The 21,338-nt window shown below is 65.4% G+C and carries 15 protein-coding genes; 9 read left to right on the forward strand and 6 right to left on the reverse strand.

Annotated features, from left to right (window positions below; translation table 11 throughout):
- Positions 1–27 precede the first annotated feature (27 nt).
- The 3 genes from B0G38_RS02835 to B0G38_RS02845 all read left to right on the forward strand — a co-directional run bounded on the left by B0G38_RS02835 (position 28) and on the right by B0G38_RS02845 (position 7,708).
- Positions 28–1,812 carry an acetyl/propionyl/methylcrotonyl-CoA carboxylase subunit alpha gene (locus tag B0G38_RS02835; protein ID WP_264668042.1) on the forward strand — a complete coding sequence of 595 codons (1,785 nt, stop codon included), beginning with the start codon at positions 28–30 and terminating at the stop codon, positions 1,810–1,812.
- A gap of 308 nt (positions 1,813–2,120) precedes the next feature.
- The gene (locus tag B0G38_RS02840; RefSeq protein ID WP_264668043.1) at positions 2,121–7,202 is read left to right on the forward strand and encodes a peroxidase family protein; all 5,082 of its coding nucleotides are present in this window, start codon (positions 2,121–2,123) and stop codon (positions 7,200–7,202) included.
- Positions 7,203–7,441: 239 nt separating this feature from the next.
- Entirely contained in the window at positions 7,442–7,708 is a 267-nt protein-coding gene (locus B0G38_RS02845; protein ID WP_169994984.1) for a GlsB/YeaQ/YmgE family stress response membrane protein, read from the forward strand.
- A gap of 83 nt (positions 7,709–7,791) precedes the next feature.
- On the opposite strand, the gene B0G38_RS02850 is transcribed toward B0G38_RS02845, so the two are convergent.
- Positions 7,792–9,195: an MFS transporter gene (locus B0G38_RS02850; protein WP_264668044.1), complete on the reverse strand. Its 1,404-nt coding sequence runs from the start codon at positions 9,193–9,195 to the stop codon at positions 7,792–7,794.
- Positions 9,196–9,385: 190 nt separating this feature from the next.
- Here B0G38_RS02850 and B0G38_RS02855 point away from each other — a divergent pair, with 190 nt between their 5' ends.
- Positions 9,386–10,594 (forward strand): Bcr/CflA family efflux MFS transporter, encoded by a 1,209-nt coding sequence (locus B0G38_RS02855; RefSeq protein ID WP_264668045.1) that lies wholly within the window; start codon positions 9,386–9,388, stop codon positions 10,592–10,594.
- Between the two features lie 46 nt (positions 10,595–10,640).
- On the opposite strand, the gene B0G38_RS02860 is transcribed toward B0G38_RS02855, so the two are convergent.
- The gene (locus B0G38_RS02860) at positions 10,641–10,763 is read right to left on the reverse strand and encodes a hypothetical protein (protein WP_264668046.1); all 123 of its coding nucleotides are present in this window, start codon (positions 10,761–10,763) and stop codon (positions 10,641–10,643) included.
- Between the two features lie 146 nt (positions 10,764–10,909).
- Between B0G38_RS02860 and B0G38_RS02865 the strand changes: the two genes are divergently transcribed.
- The 3 genes from B0G38_RS02865 to B0G38_RS02875 all read left to right on the forward strand — a co-directional run bounded on the left by B0G38_RS02865 (position 10,910) and on the right by B0G38_RS02875 (position 14,559).
- Entirely contained in the window at positions 10,910–11,215 is a 306-nt protein-coding gene (locus B0G38_RS02865) for a hypothetical protein (protein ID WP_264668047.1), read from the forward strand.
- 58 nt (positions 11,216–11,273) lie between these two features.
- The gene (locus tag B0G38_RS02870) at positions 11,274–13,772 is read left to right on the forward strand and encodes a Tex family protein (RefSeq protein WP_264668048.1); all 2,499 of its coding nucleotides are present in this window, start codon (positions 11,274–11,276) and stop codon (positions 13,770–13,772) included.
- Between the two features lie 166 nt (positions 13,773–13,938).
- Entirely contained in the window at positions 13,939–14,559 is a 621-nt protein-coding gene (locus tag B0G38_RS02875) for a DUF3060 domain-containing protein (RefSeq protein ID WP_264668049.1), read from the forward strand.
- Positions 14,560–14,820: 261 nt separating this feature from the next.
- Here the strand turns inward: B0G38_RS02875 and B0G38_RS02880 are convergent, their stop codons facing one another.
- Together B0G38_RS02880 and B0G38_RS02885 are read right to left on the reverse strand one after the other, a co-directional pair.
- Positions 14,821–15,552 carry an SGNH/GDSL hydrolase family protein gene (locus B0G38_RS02880; RefSeq protein ID WP_264668050.1) on the reverse strand — a complete coding sequence of 244 codons (732 nt, stop codon included), beginning with the start codon at positions 15,550–15,552 and terminating at the stop codon, positions 14,821–14,823.
- A gap of 164 nt (positions 15,553–15,716) precedes the next feature.
- Positions 15,717–17,120 carry an NAD(P)H-quinone dehydrogenase gene (locus B0G38_RS02885; protein WP_264668051.1) on the reverse strand — a complete coding sequence of 468 codons (1,404 nt, stop codon included), beginning with the start codon at positions 17,118–17,120 and terminating at the stop codon, positions 15,717–15,719.
- Positions 17,121–17,231: 111 nt separating this feature from the next.
- On the opposite strand from B0G38_RS02885, the gene B0G38_RS02890 reads away from it, so the two are divergent.
- Together B0G38_RS02890 and B0G38_RS02895 are read left to right on the forward strand one after the other, a co-directional pair.
- Positions 17,232–18,032, forward strand: coding sequence for a purine-nucleoside phosphorylase (locus B0G38_RS02890; RefSeq protein ID WP_264668052.1), 801 nt, complete (start codon positions 17,232–17,234; stop codon positions 18,030–18,032).
- Between the two features lie 75 nt (positions 18,033–18,107).
- Complete coding sequence (locus tag B0G38_RS02895; protein ID WP_264668268.1) at positions 18,108–19,877, forward strand: phospho-sugar mutase; 1,770 nt, start codon at positions 18,108–18,110, stop codon at positions 19,875–19,877.
- Positions 19,878–20,003: 126 nt separating this feature from the next.
- Here the strand turns inward: B0G38_RS02895 and B0G38_RS02900 are convergent, their stop codons facing one another.
- Complete coding sequence (locus B0G38_RS02900; RefSeq protein ID WP_264668053.1) at positions 20,004–20,774, reverse strand: sirohydrochlorin chelatase; 771 nt, start codon at positions 20,772–20,774, stop codon at positions 20,004–20,006.
- Complete coding sequence (gene nirD, locus B0G38_RS02905; RefSeq protein WP_264668054.1) at positions 20,771–21,166, reverse strand: nitrite reductase small subunit NirD; 396 nt, start codon at positions 21,164–21,166, stop codon at positions 20,771–20,773. The genes B0G38_RS02900 and nirD overlap by 4 nt, the downstream gene beginning before the upstream one ends.
- Positions 21,167–21,338 lie beyond the last annotated feature (172 nt).

Raw genomic sequence — 21,338 nt, forward strand, 5'->3', positions numbered from 1 at the left:
GCTCCTCAAGGATAGAAGGAGCTTTGAATGACCCAGCGCATCACCAAGGTACTGATCGCCAACCGTGGTGAAATTGCCGTCCGCGTAATCCGAGCCGCACGGGATGAAGGCCTCGCCTCCGTCGCCGTTTACGCGGAGCCTGACCGGGATGCGCTGCATGTCCGTCTGGCCGACGAGGCCTACTCTCTGGGTGGCAGCACCGCCACGGAGTCCTATCTGGCCATGGACAAACTGCTCGAAGCGGCCGCCGCCTCCGGTGCCGACGCCGTGCACCCCGGCTACGGCTTCCTCGCCGAAAACGCGGACTTCGCCCAGCGGGTCATCGACGCCGGGCTGATCTGGATCGGCCCCTCCCCCGACGCCATCGCCAAACTCGGCGACAAGGTCCAGGCCCGGCACATCGCCGAGAAGGTCGGCGCTCCCCTGGTTCCCGGCACCGCGGATCCGGTGCAGGGCGTGGACGAGGTCCTGGCCTTCGCGGACACCTACGGCCTGCCGCTGGCCATCAAGGCCGCTTACGGCGGCGGCGGCCGCGGCATCAAAGTGGTCCGCGACCGGGACGAGATCCCCGAAGCCTTCGAGTCCGCGGTCCGCGAAGCAACGGCCGCCTTCGGCCGCGGCGAGTGCTTCGTGGAGCGGTTCCTCGATGCACCCCGGCATGTCGAAACCCAATGCCTCGCCGATGCGCACGGCAACGTCGTCGTTATTTCCACCCGCGACTGCTCGCTGCAGCGCCGCAATCAGAAGCTCGTCGAGGAAGCACCCGCCCCGTTCCTGAGCGCGGACCAGAACTACCGGCTGTACGAAGCGTCCAAGGCCATCATGCTCGAAGCGAAGTATCAGGGCGCGGGCACCTGCGAGTTCCTGGTCGGCCAGGACGGCACCATCTCCTTCCTCGAGGTCAACACGCGGCTGCAGGTTGAGCACCCCATTTCCGAGGAGGTTGCCGGCGTGGACCTGGTCCGCGAGCAGTTCCGGCTGGCCTGCGGCGAGGAACTGGGCTACGGCGATCCCGAAATCCGCGGCCACTCCTTTGAATTCCGCATCAACGGCGAGGACGCCGGCCGCAACTTCATGCCGGCTCCCGGCACGGTGGAATCGATGAAACTGCCCACCGGCCCCGGTGTCCGCGTGGACTCCGGCGTCGAAGCCGGCGAGGTGGTCGGCGGCAACTTCGACTCCCTGCTCGCCAAGCTCGTGGTCACCGGCGCCAGCCGCAACCAGGCCCTGCAGCGCGCCCGCCGCGCCCTGGAGGAGATGGAGATCGTCGGCATGCCGACCGTCCTGCCCTTCCACCGCGCCGTGACTGCGGATCCGGACTTCGCCCCGGCGGACCCGCTGGAGCCCTTCAAGGTCCACACCCGCTGGATCGAGACGGAGTTCGTCAACAAGATTCCCGCCTTTGATGCCGCGGCGTCAACAACCAACGACGACGACGGCGAGCGCCAGCGCGTGACCGTTGAGGTGGGCGGCAAACGGCTGGAAGTTGTGCTCCCCGCCGGCCTGAATACCTCCGGCGGCTCCGCCACCAAGTCCAACGGCAAGCCCAAGCGCGGCCGCGGACGTTCCGGCGGCTCGGCTGGCGCGGCGGCCAGCGGGGACGATCTGTCCTCACCCATGCAGGGCACCATCGTGAAGGTGGCCGTCAGCGAAGGTGACACGGTTGCGGAAGGCGATCTCGTCGTCGTGCTTGAGGCCATGAAGATGGAGCAGCCGCTGACAGCGCACAAGGCCGGCACCGTTTCCAAACTGACGGCGAAGCCGGGCGCCACGGTCTCCGCCGGCGCGGTGCTGGCCGCCATTATCGACTAGGCAGCCCGGCGTCGGCCGCATTCCCCCGGCTAGCCAGTATCGGGCTTTGCCCCTGGCAGCTCCAGTCCAGGTGCCCGGTTCCGTTGAGGGACCGGGCACCGCTGGTTAACGGACGGTGCGCACGGCTGTGCCGCCTGCAGTGTGGACTCCCCGAACCACGCTCCGACTAGGGCCTCAACTTTTTCCAAGGGTGCTGGTGTAAGGCTCGCACAGACGGCACAGCGGCTCCATCCACTCGCACCGGACGGCCCGGCCGTTTGGGGAGGCTTCGCGCAAAGAGCGGGTCCATTCGGAATTGGGGAAACACGATGGACAAGAGTCCGCGGCACATTTCAGCGCGCCGCAAAACGAGGACCAAACTGGCAGCATTGGCCACCGGCAGCGCGGTGGTCTTATCCGGGGTGATGCTCCCCGGCCAAGCTGCGGCGGCACCGCCGCCGGGTCAGGACTTCAATGTCACCACCGGTGATCTGGAGTTCATTATCAAGCAGATCGACATATCCGAAGCGCACGCCGAGGACACCATTGTTGAAGACGAGGATTCATCTCCGCTGTGCCGGGCCGGCGCCACCTTCAACATCGCCAAACAGACACATTTCGACGTCGACGGCGACCCTTGCGTGGGTTCGCCGACGCTGCCGTTCGGGCTGCGGACCGTTGACGGCCGCTGGAACAACCTCATGCCCGGCCAGGACGGCTACGGAACAAGCGGGAAGGATTTTCCGCGGCTGCTTCCGGCCGACTTCAAGGATGCCGATCCGATTCCCGGCGGCGGCGCACCAGGCGGCGCTCCGGGGACGCCGACCTCGTACAAAAGCACCGACGGGGAATTCGTCTACGACGCGGAACCGCGCATCATCAGCAACTTGATCGTCGACGAGACCATCGACAATCCCGCCGCAGTGGCAGCGTCCGAGCGGATTGAAGGATCCGGCCTCGTTGACGGCACCGCGTTCAGCCGAACGTATGGCACCACGCTGTTCGACACGTCCGCTGAAATCAGCAAGGCCAACTACAACCCGGGGGTCCCCGTGGCCTACATAGCCCGGGCGGATGACTACTCTGATGCATTGGCAGCAGGACCGGCGGCCATGGCCAACGGCGGACCGCTGCTGCTGGTCAATTCAAACAGCATTCCCGCCTCCATCCGGACCGAACTGGCCCGGCTCCAGCCGCAGCGCATCGTGGTTGTCGGCGGCGATGTTGCTGTCACAGCCAATGTAGCCACCACGCTCCAGCAATTCACGGCAGGAACGGTGACCCGCCAGGCCGGGACAACCCGCTACGACACCGCGGCGGCCATCAGTCGGGCCAACCATCCCGATGGTGCGTCCAAGGTGTTCATCGCAACGGGCCTGAACTTCCCGGATGCGTTGGCCGCCGCCGCCCCTGCGGCCAGGGACGGCAATCCCGTCCTCCTGGTTACCAGGGACGGCATCCCTGCGTCCACCGCCACTGAACTGGACCGGTTGAATCCCTCTGAGATTGTTGTTCTCGGCGGGCCAAAGGCGGTCAGCGACCCGGTCTTCAACCAGCTGAACAGCCGGACCGACTCCACCGTCACCCGGATCGGCGGAACCACGTTGTATGACACGGCCGCGATGATCTCGGCCGAACACTACGCATCCGGCGTGGACACCGTTTATCTCAGCACCGGGGAGAACTTCCCGGATGCGCTTTCCGGTTCGCCTGCCGCGGGGAAGCGGGGTGCGCCCATCCTGCTGGTTCCCAAGAGCGGCGCAGTCCCGGCCAGTGTCGCTGCCGAACTGCAGCGGCTCAAGGCCAAGAAAGCCATTGTCCTCGGCGGCCCGATGGCCGTCAGCGCAGGAGTGGAAGCCGAACTGGCCGGCTTGGTCGGGGGTTCCGAAATCTTCATCCCCGACGTTGCTACAGATGAGGGCCTCTCGGCTTCCGTAACCAGCTTCTTCACGTTCTTTGGGCAGTTCTTCGACCACGGCCTGGACCAGGTATCCAAGGGCGGCAACGGCACCATCGTAGTCCCGCTGCAGCCAGATGATCCGCTGTATGTCGAGGGCTCCCGTACCAACTTCCTGACCCTCTCCCGCGCCACCATCGGCGAGGACGGCAGCCAGGAGCATACCAACCGCACCACACCGTTCGTCGACCAGAACCAGACCTACACATCGCACCCCTCGCACCAGGCGTTCCTCCGGGAGTATGCGGCCGGAACAAACGGACCCGAGATCACCGGCAAACTGCTCAACGGCGTCGGCGGTGAGGGCCTGGCTACCTGGAACGACGTCAAGAACCAGGCCCGTACCGTCCTCGGCATCAACCTGACGGACACGGACGTCCTGAACGTACCGATGCTGCGGGTGGATCCGTACGGCCGCTTTGTTCCGGGCCCAAACGGCTATCCGCAACTGGTTCTCGAAGACGGCACCATGGTTGAAGGCGATCCTGCCAATGGCGGCGTTGGCGTACCGGAGAACGTGGTCCGTGTGAACCAGGCTTTCCTGGACGACATTGCACATGGCGCTACGCCGAATCCACCGAGCGGTTACGACGCCGAGCTGCTGTTAAGCCACTTCGCCACCGGCGACGGACGCGGCAACGAGAACATTGCCCTGACCGCTGTGCACCACGTGTTCCATTCGGAACACAACCGGGTCATGGACCAGGTCGACGACTTCCTGCAGAACGAGGCACCCGCCGAACTTCGGGAGCGGTACATGGCCGAGGACGGTATTTGGGACTACGGTGAGCGGCTGTTCCAGGCGGCGCGCTTCTTCACCGAGATGCAATACCAGCACCTCGTTTTCGAAGAGTTTGCCCGCCGGATCCAGCCGAACATCGATGCCACGACCCTCAACGAGAATTCCTACATGCCGGATGTTGACCCGGCCATCGTCGCGGAATTCGCGCACGTGGTCTACCGGTTTGGGCATTCATTGCTGACCGAGGACATCCGGCGCGAGGTCAACGGCGAGATGGAGGACATACCGCTCTTCGACGGCTTCCTGAACCCGCAGGGTTACTTGACAGCTCCTGACGGCACTGCACTGTCACCGGATGAGGCTGCCGGCTCCATCATCCGGGGCACCACGCATCAGACGGCAAACGCCATCGACGAATTCGTGACCGATACGCTGCGCAACCAGTTGCTGGGACTGCCGCTGGACCTGGCCACGATCAATATGCTGCGGGCACGCGAGACCGGTGTTCCGTCACTGCAGGTGGCACGCCAAACGTTCTACGAAGATTCGCGGCATCCGGAACTTGCCCCGTACACCAGCTGGGAAGACTTCCGGCTGGCGATGAAGAATCCGGAGTCCATCCTGAACTTCGTGGCCGCCTACGGAATCCACCCCTCGCTGGACGTTGACACGCTGGACGGAAAGCGTGCAGCGGCGGCGGTGCTCATCGAGGACGAGGCGTTCATGACCGCTCCGGCCGCAGATACCGGTGTCAACGACATCGACTTCTGGATGGGCGGCATGGCTGAAAAGCCGTTCGTTTTCGGCGGCATGCTCGGCACCACATTTAATGTGGTGTTCGAACAGCAGCTGGAAAACCTGCAGAACGGCGACCGTTTCTACTACCTGACCAGGAACCTGGGCAACTCCTTGTTCCACACGCTCGAAGCCAATTCGTTCTCCCAGTTGATCCTCCGGAACACTTCCGCAGACAAGCTGCCGCACGACGTCTTCGCTGCAGCCCAGGCGACCTTCGACCTGACCGAGCCGGCAGCGGATCTCTCCGCCGCCGGGCTGCAATCGCTGGACGGATGGTCCCGGTTTACCGGCGGCGAACATACGACCATGCAGGGAACGGACAGCAATGACAGTCTCCGGGGTGGCATCGGCGATGACTCGTTCTGGGGCCGTGCCGGAAATGACCGGATTGAAGGCGACGACGGCGTCGATGCCCTGATGGGAGGTGACGGCGATGACATCCTGACCGATCTCAACGGCGACGACAGGCTCCAGGGTGAGGCCGGCAACGATGCCCTCAGCGGTGGACCCGGCGTAGCGGACCTGCTCTTCGGCGGCTCCGGACAGGATTTCATCCTCGGCGGCCAGGACAATTCCACGGTCTTTGGCGGTCTGGGTAATGACTTCATTCTTGGCTCCACCGGACCGGACAACCTCCGGGGCGATGAAGGGGACGATTGGATTGAAGGCGGTCCGGGCGGCAGCGATCTGTTGGTCGGCGACCTGAGCAACACCATGATGAACGATCCTGCCCTGTGGCACGGCGGGCACGACGTCCTCAACGGCGGCTCCGGCAACGCGGACCACGATGCCGAAGGCGGCGACGACATCATGATCGCCGGCACGGGGACGGAGCGGTTCGGCGGCATGCTTGGCTTCGACTGGGTGACATTCAAGGACAATAGGTTCCCGGCCAGGGTCGATATGGACAGGCTGCAGATCGTTCCCGAAGTCGAGTCGGGTATCCGCGACAGGTACCTCGGCGTCGAAGCAGTCGCCGGCTGGAACAGCAACGACGTTATCCGGGGATCCCAATCGGAAGATGATCTCGTCGCTCCGGACATCGGCACCCTCGGGTACGGCCACCGCATGACCCAGGAAAACCTGGACCGGATCGCCGGTCTTCGCGACCTGCTGGGTGGTGGCGAGCTTCCCGAATACGCCCTGCCGTTCCTCGATGGCCAGCCCACCACACCGGCTGATTTCAACAACAACATCCTGTTAGCCGGTCCGGGCAGCGACCTCGTCGAACCCCGTCTCGGACGCAACTTCGTCGACGGCGACGCATGGCTGGACGTGAACGTTGTCTGGCGGCCTGCCGGCGGTGCCGTAGCCGAAACGGCCAAGTCGATCTCGGCCTTCTCGGAACGGATCTTCAACCGGACCATTAGCCCGGCAGATCTGTTCATTGAGCGTAGGATTGTCGGCGCTGACGCCAACCAGGCTGATGCCACGGATACGATCGTCTACGCGGAAACCCGCGAAGAGTTCGAGATCGAGCAGCTTTCCGATGGCGTTATCCGGGTCACCAGTGTTGCCAACCCCGGCATTCGCCAGGACATTCTGCGCAACGTCGAGCAGCTGCAGTTCAGCGATGAAACGGTGGACGTCTCCGACGGTGTTGAAGCACCGGTCGAGCTGCCCGCCGGCACGGTCAACCTCAATGTGGGCGACCTCGTGGAAGGACAGACGGTGAACGCAACGGCGGAGATTACCGATCAAGAGGTCACGGACCTCCGGTTCGAACTCCAGGTCGTTGACCCCGACACGGGCGCAGCAGCCACTACCCAGGACGGTACGACCGGCAATTTCCTGCTCGGCGAAGCTGAAGTCGGCTTCACGGTTCAGGTGGTCGTCACCTACACCGGAGGCGACGGAACCCCGGTCCAGTTGGTTTCCGAACCGACTGCGGATGCGGTTCAGGCGGCACCGTAGGCGCTCACAGCGCGCAACGTGCAAGACGTGGCGCCTGAGGGAAGTGTCCGCAGCCACCAGCTGCGGACACTCCCGCTTGTCTTGGAGACGGCGCGCGCAGCGGAGACCCTACCGGCCATAAATTCCTTTGGCAAAAAGACAATACAATAAGCATGCTTTGTTGTACCGTGGGAATTGGTAAGGGACACTCCCCGGCAATCCCGTCGGGGGACCATTGATCACCGTAAGGAGAGAGCATCATGGGTTTTCTTGCTTTTCTTATTCTCGGACTAATTGCGGGCGCTATCGCCAAGCTGATCCTGCCGGGTGACCAAGGCGGCGGCTGGATCGCAACCCTAGTACTCGGCGTCATCGGCGCCCTGCTGGGCGGCTGGGTCGGCAGTGCCATCTTCGGTGTCGGACTGGAAGAATTCTGGAGCATCCAGAGCTGGCTCGTTGCCATCGCCGGCGCCGTCATCGTACTGCTGATTTGGGGCTTCATCACCAAACGGAAGGAAGTCCACTAACGGGCAGCCGAATTCATAACTGAAAGAAAGCCCGCGGTTCCTGTTGGAACCGCGGGCTTTCTTTGACGGGAATCAGAGGGGAATCAGCTGCTCAGGCCTTCGTAATCCATGTCCTTGGTTTCCTTGGTCAGGAACAGGGCGATCAGGGTTACAACGGCCGCACCGCTGAGGTACATGCCTACCAGGAAGGTGCTGCCGCCGGCCGCCTGCCACAGCGCCACCGCGATGAACGGGGCAACGGAGGCGCCCAGGATCGAGGAGAAGTTGTAGGCCACGGCCGAGCCCGTGTACCGCACGTTGGTCGGGAACAGCTCGGGCAGCATTGCACCCATGGGACCGAAGGTCAGGCCCATCAGCGTGAAGCCGATGATCAGGTGCAGCATGGTGCCGGCGAAGCCGCCGCCGAAGAGCGGAACCCAGAGGAACCCGAAGGCCACGATGCCCAGCGATACCCAGATCAGCGTCTTCCGCCGGCCGAACTTTTCTGCCAGCGGTCCGGCCACCAGCGTGAAGATGCCGAAGAAGACGACGCCGATGATCAGCATCAGCAGGAAGTCGTTGCGGGCATAACCCAGGCCGGCGGTGAACGCCGAGGGATCGAAGTCCTTGCCGGCTGCGGCAGCGGCCGCTGCCGCGTCGTCCACCGTCTTGGCGGCGGTGCCGTAGGACAGCGTGAAGGTGGTCATCAGGTAGAACAGCACGTAGGTGGCCAGCATGATGAAGGTACCCAGGATCAGCTGGCGCCAGCTGGACTTGAAGACGCGGCCGAGCGGCAGCTTGGTGACCTCGCCCTTGTCCACGACCTTTTGGAAGGCCGGGGTCTCCACCAGCTTCAGTCGGACCCAGAGGCCGATGATGACCATGACGGCGCTGCCCAGGAACGGAATGCGCCAGCCCCAGGACATGAACGCCTCGTTGCTCAGGTTCAGGCTAAGGACCAGGAAGAGCGAGTTGGCAATGATGAAGCCGATCGGGGCGCCCAGTTGCGGGAACGTGCCGTAGATGGCCCGCTTATTCGCCGGGGCATTCTCGGTGGCCAGCAGTGCGGCCCCGCTCCATTCGCCGCCCAGGGCCAGGCCCTGGGCAAAGCGCAGGACCACCAGCAGGGCCGGAGCCCAGAACGTCCAGCCGGTGACCTGCGCGGTGGGCAGGCAGCCGATCAGGAAGGTCGCGATGCCCATGGTCAGCAGCGAGGCGACCAGCGTGCCCTTGCGGCCGAACTTGTCGCCGAAGTGCCCGAAAACAATGGACCCGAGCGGCCGCGCGATGAAGGCGACGCCGAAGACGGCGAACGAACTCAGCAGCGCGGTGGCCGCATCGGCCCCGGGGAAGAACAAGGCCGGGAAAACGAGCACGGCGGCCGTGGCGTAGACGTAGAAGTCATAGAACTCAACGGACGTGCCAATAAGGCTGGCAACGATCACACGGCCGCGGGAGTTGACCGGGGCCTTGGACGCACCTGTTGAGGCTGGTGCTGCAGAAGACATGGTGTCGGCTTTCGATGAAAACGAATGATTACCGCCGAAAATTCTACGCCTCTTCGTCCAGCATCCGGACATTGTTCCAATATTTGGACAGTGCTGGACAGGCCGCGCCGAAATACCTTCGAGCTTCCCGGTCTCCGTCTGTGCGTCACACAGCCATGACTTGCTGCCGGAGCGTGTTTGGATAATGGCCATGACTGCACAACGTACGACGCCGGCCATGTCGGGACCGCTGCTGGCTGTCCTTGCGCTGTTGGCCGCCGCGGCGCCGTTGTCCTCCGACATGTATCTGGCTTCGCTGCCCATGATCGCCACCGACCTTGGCGTGCGTGCCTCCGGCGCCCAGTTCACTCTGACGGCGCTGCTGCTCGGCATCGCGCTCGGGCAGCTGGCGTTCGGCCCGCTCTCGGACAGGTACGGGCGCATCCGGCCACTCATGGTCGGCGTCGCCATCGCCGTCGTCGCTTGTATTGCCGCTGCGCTGGCCCAGGATATCTGGTTCCTGGTGGGAGCCCGCTTTGTCCAGGGTTTTGCCGCTGCGGCCGGAATCGTCATTGGCCGGGCCATCATTTCGGACCTTAACGCAGGTCTCGGCGCGGCGCGGGCTTTCACCCTGCTACTGACCATTTCCAGCCTGGCTCCGGTGCTTGCTCCCCTGCTGGGCAGCGTCCTGCTCGCCGCCGGCAGTTGGCGCAGCATCTTCTGGGTATCTGCAGGGATCTTCGCGGTGATGCTCGGCGGCGTCCTGCTGGTGGTCCGCGAAACCCATCCTTCGCATGCCCGCGACAAGGCCGCCCTGCTCGCCGCCGGCGAGGTGGTCCGGCGGGCCTTCAAGGGAGGCCTGTTCCCGGCCTACGTGCTCCAGTTCGCTTTTACCTTCGGCGTGATCATCTCCTACATTTCGGCCTCGTCCTTTGTCTACCAGAACCTGATGGGCTTCAGCGCCATCGGGTACGGCACCGCCGCGGCCGTCAACGCGCTGGGGATGATGGCGTGCGGCCTGACCTCGGTCCGGCTGATCCGCCGCTTCGCCGTGCGGCGCATTATCGCCGCGGCCCTGATGGCGCAGCTGTTCATGACCGGAGCCATCTTCGTCCTGGTCATAACGGGCGCGCCAGCCATCTGGGCGGCCGTCCCTATCTTCTTTGCCATCAGCTGCTCAGGTTTCCTGATGGGAAACACCACCAGCCTGGCCATCGGCACGGTCCGGCAGGCCGCGGGCCAAGGCTCAGCCGTCCTGGGCGCCTCCCAGTTCGTGCTGGGCGCATTGGTCACACCGCTGGCCGGCATCGGCGGAGGCTTCACGGCCGCTCCGATGGCCATGTTGATGCTTGGCTGCTGCCTCTGTGCCAGCGCGCTGTTCCTCGTCTCCGGCCGGATCGAAGCGCGCCGGACCGCTTGAGCACTGCGGCGGACCGGCAGTCAGGCCTCGCCCGGACCGGCGGCACTTACGCCAGCATGGCGTAGGCAACCGCCGCCAGCACCAGCACGGCCAGCACCGCCACCACAGTATTGGCGATGTTCCGCTTCTTTGCGTCGCTCAGGCGGCGCCATTTTCGTTTTAGTCCCATTGGATCCCCACGTCCGATGATTGGCAGTTGGCCCCATGCTAGTGCCTCGCCCTGGGAATAACAGGGATTCGCCGAATGGCTGCCGGTCCGCACGAATAGTGTCCGAGCCGGCTGCCATGCTCGCGTTCGTGAATAAAGTGGATGTTGTGACCGCCAGGGAGTACGCAAGGAACGACGGCGGACGCCCGGTTAAGCGCGGAAAAGTCGCCCGGGCGCCCTACCGCCGTGAGCCCTATGTGCGCGCGCGCCTCGGCCCCGGCGCCGAGGACACCGTGGATGCGAAGGCCATTTCCTGGGACCGCACCACGGTCCAGCTCAAGTGGGTGGACGAAAACGGTTCCATGCGCACACAGTGGGTTCCGGCGTCGGACGTTAGACGCATTACCCGGGACGAGTCCGCCTGGCGGGATCCGTATGACGACTACGGCTTTTACTACCCTGACGAGCAGTGACGCTCCAACTCCGCCACCGTTTCCCACGCTGCCGCCCGTATGCGGCAAAATGGATCGGGTGACGCAAACGCCCAACTCCGCAGTGCCCGCCGCCAGCCCCGCTCTGAAGCCGGTTGATCCGGACCAGCTCAACGCCCGGATCTACGCCCAGATTGCCGAAGAACTCGGCGTCAAGCCTTGGCAGGTCAAGGCCGCCGTGGAGCTGCTCGACGGCGGTTCCACCGTGCCGTTCATCGCCCGCTACCGCAAGGAAGTCACCGGCACGCTCGATGATGCCCAGCTGCGTGACCTGGAAGAACGGCTGCGCTACCTCCGCGAGCTCGAGGACCGCCGTCGTTCGGTGCTGGAAAGCATTGCGCAGCAGGGCAAGCTGACCGCCGCGCTGGAAGCGAGCATCAAGGCCGCGGACACGAAGGCCCGGCTCGAAGACATCTACCTGCCGTTCAAGTCCAAACGGCGGACCAAGGCGCAGATCGCCCGCGAGGCAGGGCTCGAGCCGCTGGCGGACGCACTCCTCGCCAACCCTCGCCTTGAGCCTGAGGCTGAAGCTGCCGGCTACCTGAACTCCGAGCATGCCATCAACGACGCGGTCGAAGCGTTGGCCGGGGCGCGCTCCATCCTCGTGGAGCGGATCAGCCAGGACGCGGATCTGGTCACCGAGCTGCGCGAACGGCTCTGGAAGCAGGGGCTGGTCCGCGCCCAGGTGCGTGAAGGCTTGGAGTCCGAGGGGCAGAAGTTCGCCGACTATTTCGACTTCGCGCAGGTCCCGTCCGGCCTGCCCTCGCACCGTGTCCTGGCGCTGCTGCGCGGCGAGAAGGAAGGCGTGCTGGACCTGAACATTGTCGAGGGCGACGCTTCGGACAAGGAAGAGTTCGCGGCTAAACGCGGCCGCTACGAAAACGCGGTGGCCTACAAACTCGGTGTCGCCGACCAGGGCCGGCCGGCGGACAAGTGGCTGATGCAGACGGCACAGCTGGGCTGGCGCCGGATTCTGGTCAAGCTCGCGATCGACCTGCGCGTGCGCCTCTTCACCGACGCCGAGGACGAAGCCGTGCGGATCTTCGCGGCCAACCTGCGCGACGTGCTGCTGGCTGCCCCCGCCGGGAACCGCGCCACGCTCGGGCTGGATCCGGGACTGCGGACCGGTGTGAAGGTCGCCGTGGTCGATGGCACCGGCAAGGTGGTCGCCACGGACACCATCTACCCGCACGCGCCGGCCAAGAAGTGGGACGATGCGCTGGTCACCCTGGCCCGCCTGTCCGAAAAGCACAACGTGGATCTGGTGGCCATCGGCAACGGCACCGCCTCCCGCGAAACGGACAAGCTGGCCACCGAGCTGATCAAGCTGCTGGCGCCGAAACAGAAAATCCAGAAACTGGTGGTCTCCGAGGCGGGGGCCTCCATCTACTCGGCGTCCGCCCTGGCCTCCGCCGAGTTGCCGGAGCTGGACGTCTCGATCCGCGGTGCAGTGTCCATTGCCCGCCGGCTGCAGGATCCGCTGGCCGAACTGGTGAAGATCGATCCGAAATCCATCGGCGTCGGCCAGTACCAGCACGACATCACCGCCACCAAACTGGAGCGTTCGCTGGACGCAGTGGTGGAGGACTGCGTGAACGCCGTCGGCGTGGACGTGAACACCGCTTCGCCGTCGCTGTTGGCCAGGGTGGCCGGCGTCGGCCCGCTGCTCAGCGAGAACATTGTGTCCTTCCGGAACGAGAACGGGCCATTTGCCAAGCGCGCGGACCTGAAGAAGGTTCCGCGGCTGGGCGCCAAGGCGTTTGAGCAGTGCGCGGGCTTCCTGCGGATCACCGGCGGCGCCGAGCCGCTGGACTCCTCCAGCGTGCACCCCGAAGCCTACGGCGTGGCCCGCAAAATCCTTTCGGCCGCCGGCGCCGCGGCCGCCGATGTGCCGCGCGGGGTGGGCTCACTGGCAACGCTGGACCCGCAGACCTTCGTGGACGACTCCTTCGGCCTGCCCACCGTGCGGGACATCATCTCCGAACTCGAGAAGCCCGGCCGGGACCCGCGGCCCACATTCACCACGGCATCCTTCTCCGAGGGTGTGGAGAAGATCTCCGATCTGGTTGCGGGCATGATTTTGGAAGGGACCGTCACCAACGTGGCCGCGTTCGGCGCGTTCGTCGACGTCGGCGTGCACCAGGACGGGCTGGTCCACATTTCCGCCATGTCCGACAAGTTCATCTCGGACCCGCACGAAGTGGTCAAGTCCGGCCAGGTAGTCAAGGTCAAGGTGCTCGAGGCCGACCCGGACCGCAAGCGCATTTCGCTCACCCTGCGACTGGACGACGAAGCCGGTGCCAAGCAGGGCGGACGCGCAGGTGCGGGCAGGGACGGCTCCGCGGACAAGGGATCCTCAGGTAACGGCGGCTCGGGCAAGGGTGGCCGGCCCGTCCCGTCCCGTGACCGCGGGGAATCCCGCAGCAACTCCCGCGGCGGCCGTCCCAATCCGCCGCGTGGCCGGGACAACGGCAAGGAACCGGCTCCGGGAAACACCGCGATGGCGGAAGCCCTGCGCCGCGCCGGCCTGGGCAAATAACGACGGCGGTTGGCCGGCTTCGGCGCAGAGTTGCCGGATATCGCCACCGGGTTGTGCCGTTGCAGTTATTTTCCAACCTGCATGGGCTAGCCTCTGGGTAGGGCGATGGCTCCGCCGGCCTCAGCGGACGGGCGTCCATCGCGCACGCTGATCGAGGGAGTGTCCGATGAAGTACCAGCCGGCCCTGCGCACCGTGGTGGGTCTTGCCGCCGTCGTGCTCCTGATGTCCGGCTGTACGACGAACGCCACGACGGACACCGCTACCCCGATCGGCAGTGCTGTGCATGGGTCTGCGCCCGCGCCGGCGGCACCTGCGCCGGCTGAGGACCGCACCGCGGCTGAGGCTCCCGCTGCGGTTGAGGCCCCCGCCACGCCGCCGACGAGCAGCACCACGTTGGCGCAGCCGATCCTGTCGCCTGGCCGGGAACGCAAACTCACACTGGCCGACGCGGACGTGGAACTTGTCTGTGACGGCGGCGGGAAGATCGAAGTGCTGGGCAACGGCATTACCCTGACCGTCACGGGCCATTGCCAGGAAATCGACATCCTGTCTTCCGGCACCACGGTGCGGGCCGAATCGGTCAGTGAAATCGATGTCGACGGGCCGCGGAACAATGTCACCGTGGAGAAAGCTGGCGAGCTCCGGGCCGAGGGCAGCAACAACACGCTGCATGCCGGCGAGGTAGGCAAGATCGCCCTCGAAGGACAGGGCAATCAGGTCACCTTCAGCGCCGGTAATCCGCAGATCGACGACGAGGGCTCCGGCAACAGCATCTCGGCGGAATGAGTGCACGCTCCGGTGGGGTGACCGGAACCACCTGCGCCGCTCCCCCGGACCGCCGCCGGAACAGGTTAGTCTGGCCTTGTGGTCAAGGTAATAGGGAAAATTCAACCGGTGGAAATCAAAGAAATTGAAGCCGAAGGAGTTGACTATGCCGAGGCGAAAATCGCCCTGGAACAGCAGATTCCGGAAGGCTGGCGGCTCATCCAGGTCCTGACCGTCTAGGTTCAGCCAGGCAGAGAGGACTTGGTCCGCTCCGCAGCTCGTTTACTCCACCGCGTTGATGACGCGTTCGGCAATCGCCGCATGGCCGGCGTCGTCCACATGGGCTCCGTCCGGCTGGATCATCTCGAGCGTAAACACATCGGGATCCAGCAGGCTCACATAGGTGGCATCGATGCTCTCCGCCGCTTCCTGCACCGCCGCGTTGAGGGCAAAGACAGTCTGGTCCGCGGCGCTTGGCGTGGACGGGCCGACGGCGATAATTTCGGCGTCGGGCAGCTCTGCGCGCAACTCCTCGTAGACGCTGGAAATGGCTTGGATCGTGCCCTGCGGATCGAACTGGTAGGTGCTGAAATCGTTCTGCCCGCCGGAGACCACCACCACATCCGGATTGTCCGCGATAACGTCGTCCAGCCGGTCCAGGTATCCCGGGCCTTGGGCATTGGTGGCGTAGCCGGTGCCCGAGATTCCGTGGTTCATCTCTTCCCAGCCCAGCTCCAGCGCCACCAGCGTGCTCCAGCGGTTCTCCTGGCTGGAAGCGCCGATGCCCTCGGTGTAGGAATCGCCCAGGAAGGCCGCAACGGGCGGCTCGGCTTCCTCGGTTTCGGTGGCCGTGGCGGACGGCGAAGGGCTGGAAGTGGTGGTTTCCGTTGGAGCGGACGACGACGTGGCTTCCGCTGGCTGCGTTGTCCCGCCCACCGGCGTTGCAGGCGGCTTGGGCAGGAAGGCGTAGACGAATGCCGCCAGCGTGGCCAGCAGCAGGACCGCCAGTCCCACATTCTGCAACGTCTTGTTTTTGAGAATCTTGCTCCGCCTGTGCACCCGCCCCGCCCCTCGTCAGATGAATTGCGCTTGCCGTCCGGACATAACCTTATCGGGAAGATCCGCGCGTGCTTGAACAGATGTCGGCCGGCAGTTCCGCGACCAGGGCAGGTTCGGCGTTACAGGTGGACGTGCAGCCGGCGGGCGGCCTCGGAGATGGAGCCGGTCAGCGACGGGTAGACGGTAAACGTGTTGGCGACATCATCCACGTGCAGCTTCTGCGTCACGGCCAGCGCGATCGGGAAGATTAGCTCGGAGGCGCGCGGGGCCACTACGACGCCGCCGATTACGGTGCCCGAACCGCGGCGGGCAATGATCTTCACGAAGCCCTCCGTCACGTTCATCATTTTGGCCCGCGGGTTGGTGTTCAGCGACAGCTTGATCACGTCCCCCTGGTACTTGCCGGCCGCGATGTCCTCTTCGGTCACACCGACGGTGGCGATTTCCGGGCTGGTGAAGATGTTGGAGGCGACCCGCTTGAGCTTCAGCGGCATCACCGAATCGCCCAGCAGGTGCGCCACGGCGATCCGGCCCTGCATGGCCGCCACGGAAGCCAGGGCGAAGACGCCCGTGCAGTCACCGGCAGCGTAGATGTGCGAGGCAGTGGTGCGCGAGACGCCGTCCACCTGGATGTGGCCGCTTTCCGACAGCGCCACGCCTGCCTCTTCCAGCCCGATGCCCGAGGTGTTGGGAACGCCGCCGACTGCCAGCAGGCAGTGCGAACCATCCACGATCCGTCCGTCGTTCAGCGTGACCCGGACGCCGTCGTCGGTCCTTTCCACTGCGTTGGCACGGGACTTCGAGAGAACAGTCATCCCGCTGCGGGCGAAAACCTCTTCCAGCACCTCGGCGGCATCCGCGTCTTCGCCGGGCAGCACGCGGTCGCGTGAGGAGACCAGTGTGACCTTGGTGCCGAGCATCCGGTAGGCGGAGGCGAACTCGGCGCCCGTGACGCCGGAACCGACCACGATGAGGTGCTCCGGAATTTCGGTCAGGTTGTAGACCTGGGTCCAGTTGAAGATGCGCTCCCCGTCCGGCTTGGCCGAGGGCAGCTCGCGCGGGGTGGCACCGGTGGCGACCAGCACGGCATCCGCGTCGATGGTCTCCGTACCGGTCTCGGTTTCGACCGTGATGGTGTTCGAATCGGCGAGCCGGCCGTTGCCGATGATGACCCGTACGCCGGCACGCTCCAGCCCGCGGTGGATGTCCGAAGACTGGCTTTCGGCAAGCTTGAGCAGGCGCGAATTGACGGTCTGCAGGTCGACAAAGGCTGCGCGGGAGCCCTCGTCGAACCGCACACCCAGATCGTGGGCGCCGACGACGCGGCGCATGGCGTCCGCCGTCGCAATCAGGGTTTTGGAGGGCACAACGTCGGTGAGCACGGCCGAGCCGCCCATGCCCTTGCGCTCAATGACGGTCACCTTCGCCCCGAGTGAGTTGGCCACCATGGCGGCTTCGTATCCGCCCGGGCCGCCGCCCAGGATCACCAGACGGGGGGCGCTGAAATCAATTTGGTTCGTCACACTCGCCATTCTGTCGCACCTGATCACGCCACTCAACCTGATCGTGCCAGACGACGGCGGCATCCGGTGTGAGCTATGGAGCCTGCGGCGGGCAGCGGGTAGGTTATCTGTGTGACTATTGATCCGTTTGAACTTGCCTCCGCGGCCGCCTCGTACATAGCCAAACAGACCGGCGTGCAGAACCACGACGTCGCGCTGGTGCTCGGTTCCGGCTGGGGCGGGGCCGCCGAGCTGATCGGCGAGACCACCCACACCCTGGACGCCTGGTCGATTCCCGGCTTCTCCGCGCCGACGGTCGAGGGCCACGTCGGCACCATCCGGTCTGTGTTGACTCCGGACGGCAAGCGGGCCCTCGTACTCGGTGCCCGCACGCATTTCTACGAGGGCAAAGGTGTGCGCGCGGTGGTCCACGGGGTGCGCACGGCAGCGGCGGCCGGCGCGAAAACACTGGTGTTGACCAACGGCTGCGGCGGCCTCAACCCGGACTGGACGCCCGGCACGCCGGTCCTGATCAGCGACCACATAAACCTCACGGCCAGGTCGCCGCTTGAAGGCGCGACGTTCGTGGACCTGACGGATCTTTACTCCTCTCGTATCCGCGCACTGGCCAAAGAGGTGGACCCGAGCCTGGACGAGGGCGTCTACGCGCAGTTCACCGGCCCGCACTACGAGACGCCGGCGGAGGTGCAGTACTCCAAGCGGATCGGCGCGGATCTGGTAGGCATGTCCACTGCGCTGGAGGCAATCGCAGCCCGCCATGCCGGGATGGAAGTTTTCGGCATTTCGCTGGTCACCAACCTGGCTGCCGGCATCAGCCCCGTCCCGCTCAGCCACCAGGAAGTGATCGAAGCCGGGCAAGCCGCCGGAGCACGCATCTCGCGCTTGCTGGCCGACATCATCGCCAAGCTCTAAAAGGACTAGGTAACCCCATTGACTGACTCCGAACAGGATCCGTTGGCTTCCCTCACCGCCGCCGCCGAAGCCTGGATGGCGCAGGATCCGGACCCGCAGACCGTGCAGGAACTCCGGGAACTACTGGAACGGACCCGCGAGGAAGGCCAGGCCGGATCCGCGGCGCAGCAGGAACTGGCGGACAGTTTCAGCGGCCGGCTTGAATTCGGCACCGCCGGACTGCGGGCGGCGCTCGGCCCCGGACCGAACCGGATGAACCGGGTAGTGGTGCGCCATGCGGCCGCGGGGCTGGCGAGATTCCTGGTAGCCAAGGTGGGCACCCATGGCCGGCCACGCGCCGTCGTTGGTTATGACGCGCGGCGCAATTCGGACATTTTCGCGCAGGAAACCGCGGCCATCTTCACCGCGTCCGGCATCGAAACCTTCCTGCTGCCGTCGGCGCTTCCGACGCCGGTGCTCGCCTATGCGGTGCGTGCCCTCGAATGCGACGGCGGGGTGATGGTGACGGCGAGCCACAATCCGCCGCAGGACAACGGCTACAAGGTGTACCTGGGCGGGCGGACCGTGGAGGAAAGTGGCCGCGGTGCGCAGATTGTGGCGCCGGCGGATGAGCAGATTGCCGCCGAGATTGCCGCGTTCGACGGGTTGGAAGGCATCGCGCTGGCCGAGGACGGCTGGACCGTCCTGCCGGCTTCGGGCGAACCCGATTCCATCGAAGACGCCTATGTGGACGCCGTCACCGCACTGGCCGATCCGCGGCATTTCCCGTCCCGCCGGCTGAAGATCGTGCTGACGCCCATGCACGGGGTCGGCGGGAAGACCGCGCTGAACGTACTGCGGAGGGCCGGATTTGAAGACGTCACTTTGGTCGAGGAGCAGGCCGAGCCGGATCCACTGTTTCCCACCGTGGCCTTTCCGAACCCGGAGGAACCCGGCGCGCTGGACCTGGCCCTCGAACTGGCCGAGCGGATTGATGCGGACATCGTGCTCGCCAACGATCCGGATGCGGACCGCGCCGCCGTCGCCGTGAAGCGGCCCGAAACCGGCAAGTGGGGCATGCTCCGCGGCGACGATGTGGGCGCCCTGCTGGGCACGCACATGGCAGACCGGCTGAGGGCGCAGGCGGACATGGATTCAGCCAACGACGCCGTTGACGCGGCTTCGGGGAGCACTGGTTTCGCGGTCGAGGGTGCCGGTGGCGCTGTGCCGGTCTTCGCCAACTCCATCGTGTCCTCGCGGCTGCTGGGCAAGATCGCCGAGCGGCACGGCATCGCGCATGTGCAGACGCTGACCGGCTTCAAGTGGATCTCGCGCGTGCCCGGCCTGTCTTACGGCTATGAGGAGGCGCTTGGTTATTGCGTGGCTCCCGACCTGGTCAAGGACAAGGACGGTATTTCCGCCGCCCTGCTGGTTGCCGAGTATGCGGCCGATTCCATTGCCAAGGGCCGCGACGTCCGCGACGAACTCGACGAGCTCCATCTGGCGCACGGCATCCACGCCACAGACCAGCTCTCCGTCCGGGTGGGCAGCCTGGATCTGCTGGGCGCCATGATGCACCGGCTCCGCGAAAACCCGCCGTCGTCGTTCGGTGGTTCGCCGGTGGACTCGACGCTGGATCTTGCCGAAGGCAGCGCGGACCTGCCGCCGACCGACGGGCTGCAGTACCTGACCCGGGACGGCTCACGGGTCATCATCCGGCCCAGCGGGACCGAGCCGAAGCTCAAGTGCTACATCGAAGTGGTTCAGCCGGTGGACGGTGCCGATGAACTGACCGGGATGCATGACAAGGTCCGCGGCACGCTGGAGACCATCAAGGAAGACATCAGCGACGCCCTCGGGCTGTAGCGGTGCGGGTGCGTGTGAGCTGCCGATCGCGAGATCGTTCCTCCCGGCGTCCACGTCCTCGTCCGAGGAACGATCTCGTGGCTAAGAGACGTTCTCGCGTTGACGTAGCCCGGCTTCTGGAAAAACTCAGCCGCGGGTGAACCGCTCCAGCACCAGGTTGACCAGCTCGGCGGGCGGTTCCTGATCCGGCACCAGCAGCGGTTCGGTGACGATGTCGGCTCCGCAGCTGGCAGCCAGCGAGGCGAAATACCCCGGAGCCAGCAGGTAGGCTGCCACCACCACGCGGGCGTTCCTGCCGGCGAAGCGCCGCTTAGCGATTCGGGCGCGTTCGACGGCGACGGCTGACTTCAGTTCAGGCTGCGCGGCGGAGATGTAGCCGGTGGCCACCTTCATGCCGAGGTACTTCCCCAGCATGCGCGCCGTAGTTTCGCAGTCGGCCACGGCCCGGGCATCGGTGGAGCCGGCCGCACCGAGGATGACGCGGTCGCCCCGCCTCAGACCGCTTTCCTGCAGCCTGCGGGCCAAGACCTTAACCAGCCGCGGGTCCGGGCCGAGTGCACGGGTCACTGATGCACTTTCGTGGCAGGCAGCGGCCTCGGCCAGGTCGACGTGGACGTGGTACCCGGCGGAGAGCAGCAGTGGCACGATCCGCGCGTCTTCGGCCAGCCCGCCCAGCACCGTGGAGACGTCGGGCTGCTGCACGTCCACGAATGCTTCTGCCACGTTTAGGTCCGGCCGGCGACGGGCCACGGCACGAACCAGGTTGCCAATGGCTGACTGGCCGGCCAGCGAACTGGTGCCGTGGGACGCCGCCACCAGCGAACTCGCGGCGTGGACATCCACCAACCCACCCCACGGCTCGCAGTCCAGGTTGCTCAGCACACCGGCGGCAGTCATGCGGCGATTCCGACGGCGGCGCCGGCCGGCAGTCCAACGGTGACCATGCCATCGCGCAGCCGGACCGGGTAGACCCGCAGGGACAAGGCCGGATCAGTGAAGCACTCCCCCGTCGCCAGGTCGTAGACCTCTTTATGCAGGGGCGATGCGAGCGTCCGGTGCCAGCCCTTGTTGCCAACGATGCCCCGGGCCATGACGTGGGCGCCGGTGGCCGGGTCCCGGTGGGAAACCGCGTAGACCTCGCTGGCGGAGACCTTGATCAGGGCCACCTGTTCGCCGTCGATCAGCGCGGCCTCGCCCCAGGCAACTTCCAGATCGGCAACGCCGCAGACGGTGTGCCAGTCGAGGGTATCCGCGGCAAGGTGCATCTCGGGAGCAGTAAGTACGGTCATCATGAACCCCGTTCGGTGTTGGATCGGTTGTCGATGGCTACCACGCTACGGAGCCCGTGTTTCAGCCGGCCCTCGGCCCTGTTTCGGCTTGGTAAAACGCTTCTCACTGCCAGGGAGGGCATTTGTGATGCGCCGGCCCTCCCACGCCGGACTGCCAATCCAAGCGGAAGGC

Origin of the sequence: Crystallibacter permensis (assembly GCF_025960875.1) — a bacterium.
Classification (GTDB): domain Bacteria; phylum Actinomycetota; class Actinomycetes; order Actinomycetales; family Micrococcaceae; genus Crystallibacter; species Crystallibacter permensis.

Excerpts from the sequence above, each read along its gene's own strand:
- nirD (WP_264668054.1), bottom strand. The coding sequence starts at position 21,166 with ATGACCGTACTTACTGCTCCCGAGATGCACCTTGCCGCGGATACCCTC.
- B0G38_RS02900 (WP_264668053.1), bottom strand. The coding sequence starts at position 20,774 with ATGACTGCCGCCGGTGTGCTGAGCAACCTGGACTGCGAGCCGTGGGGT.
- B0G38_RS02860 (WP_264668046.1), bottom strand. The coding sequence starts at position 10,763 with ATGGGACTAAAACGAAAATGGCGCCGCCTGAGCGACGCAAAGAAGCGG.
- B0G38_RS02840 (WP_264668043.1), top strand. The coding sequence starts at position 2,121 with ATGGACAAGAGTCCGCGGCACATTTCAGCGCGCCGCAAAACGAGGACC.
- B0G38_RS02835 (WP_264668042.1), top strand. The coding sequence starts at position 28 with ATGACCCAGCGCATCACCAAGGTACTGATCGCCAACCGTGGTGAAATT.
- B0G38_RS02845 (WP_169994984.1), top strand. The coding sequence starts at position 7,442 with ATGGGTTTTCTTGCTTTTCTTATTCTCGGACTAATTGCGGGCGCTATC.
- B0G38_RS02875 (WP_264668049.1), top strand. The coding sequence starts at position 13,939 with ATGAAGTACCAGCCGGCCCTGCGCACCGTGGTGGGTCTTGCCGCCGTC.
- B0G38_RS02855 (WP_264668045.1), top strand. The coding sequence starts at position 9,386 with ATGACTGCACAACGTACGACGCCGGCCATGTCGGGACCGCTGCTGGCT.
- B0G38_RS02850 (WP_264668044.1), bottom strand. The coding sequence starts at position 9,195 with ATGTCTTCTGCAGCACCAGCCTCAACAGGTGCGTCCAAGGCCCCGGTC.
- B0G38_RS02895 (WP_264668268.1), top strand. The coding sequence starts at position 18,108 with ATGGCGCAGGATCCGGACCCGCAGACCGTGCAGGAACTCCGGGAACTA.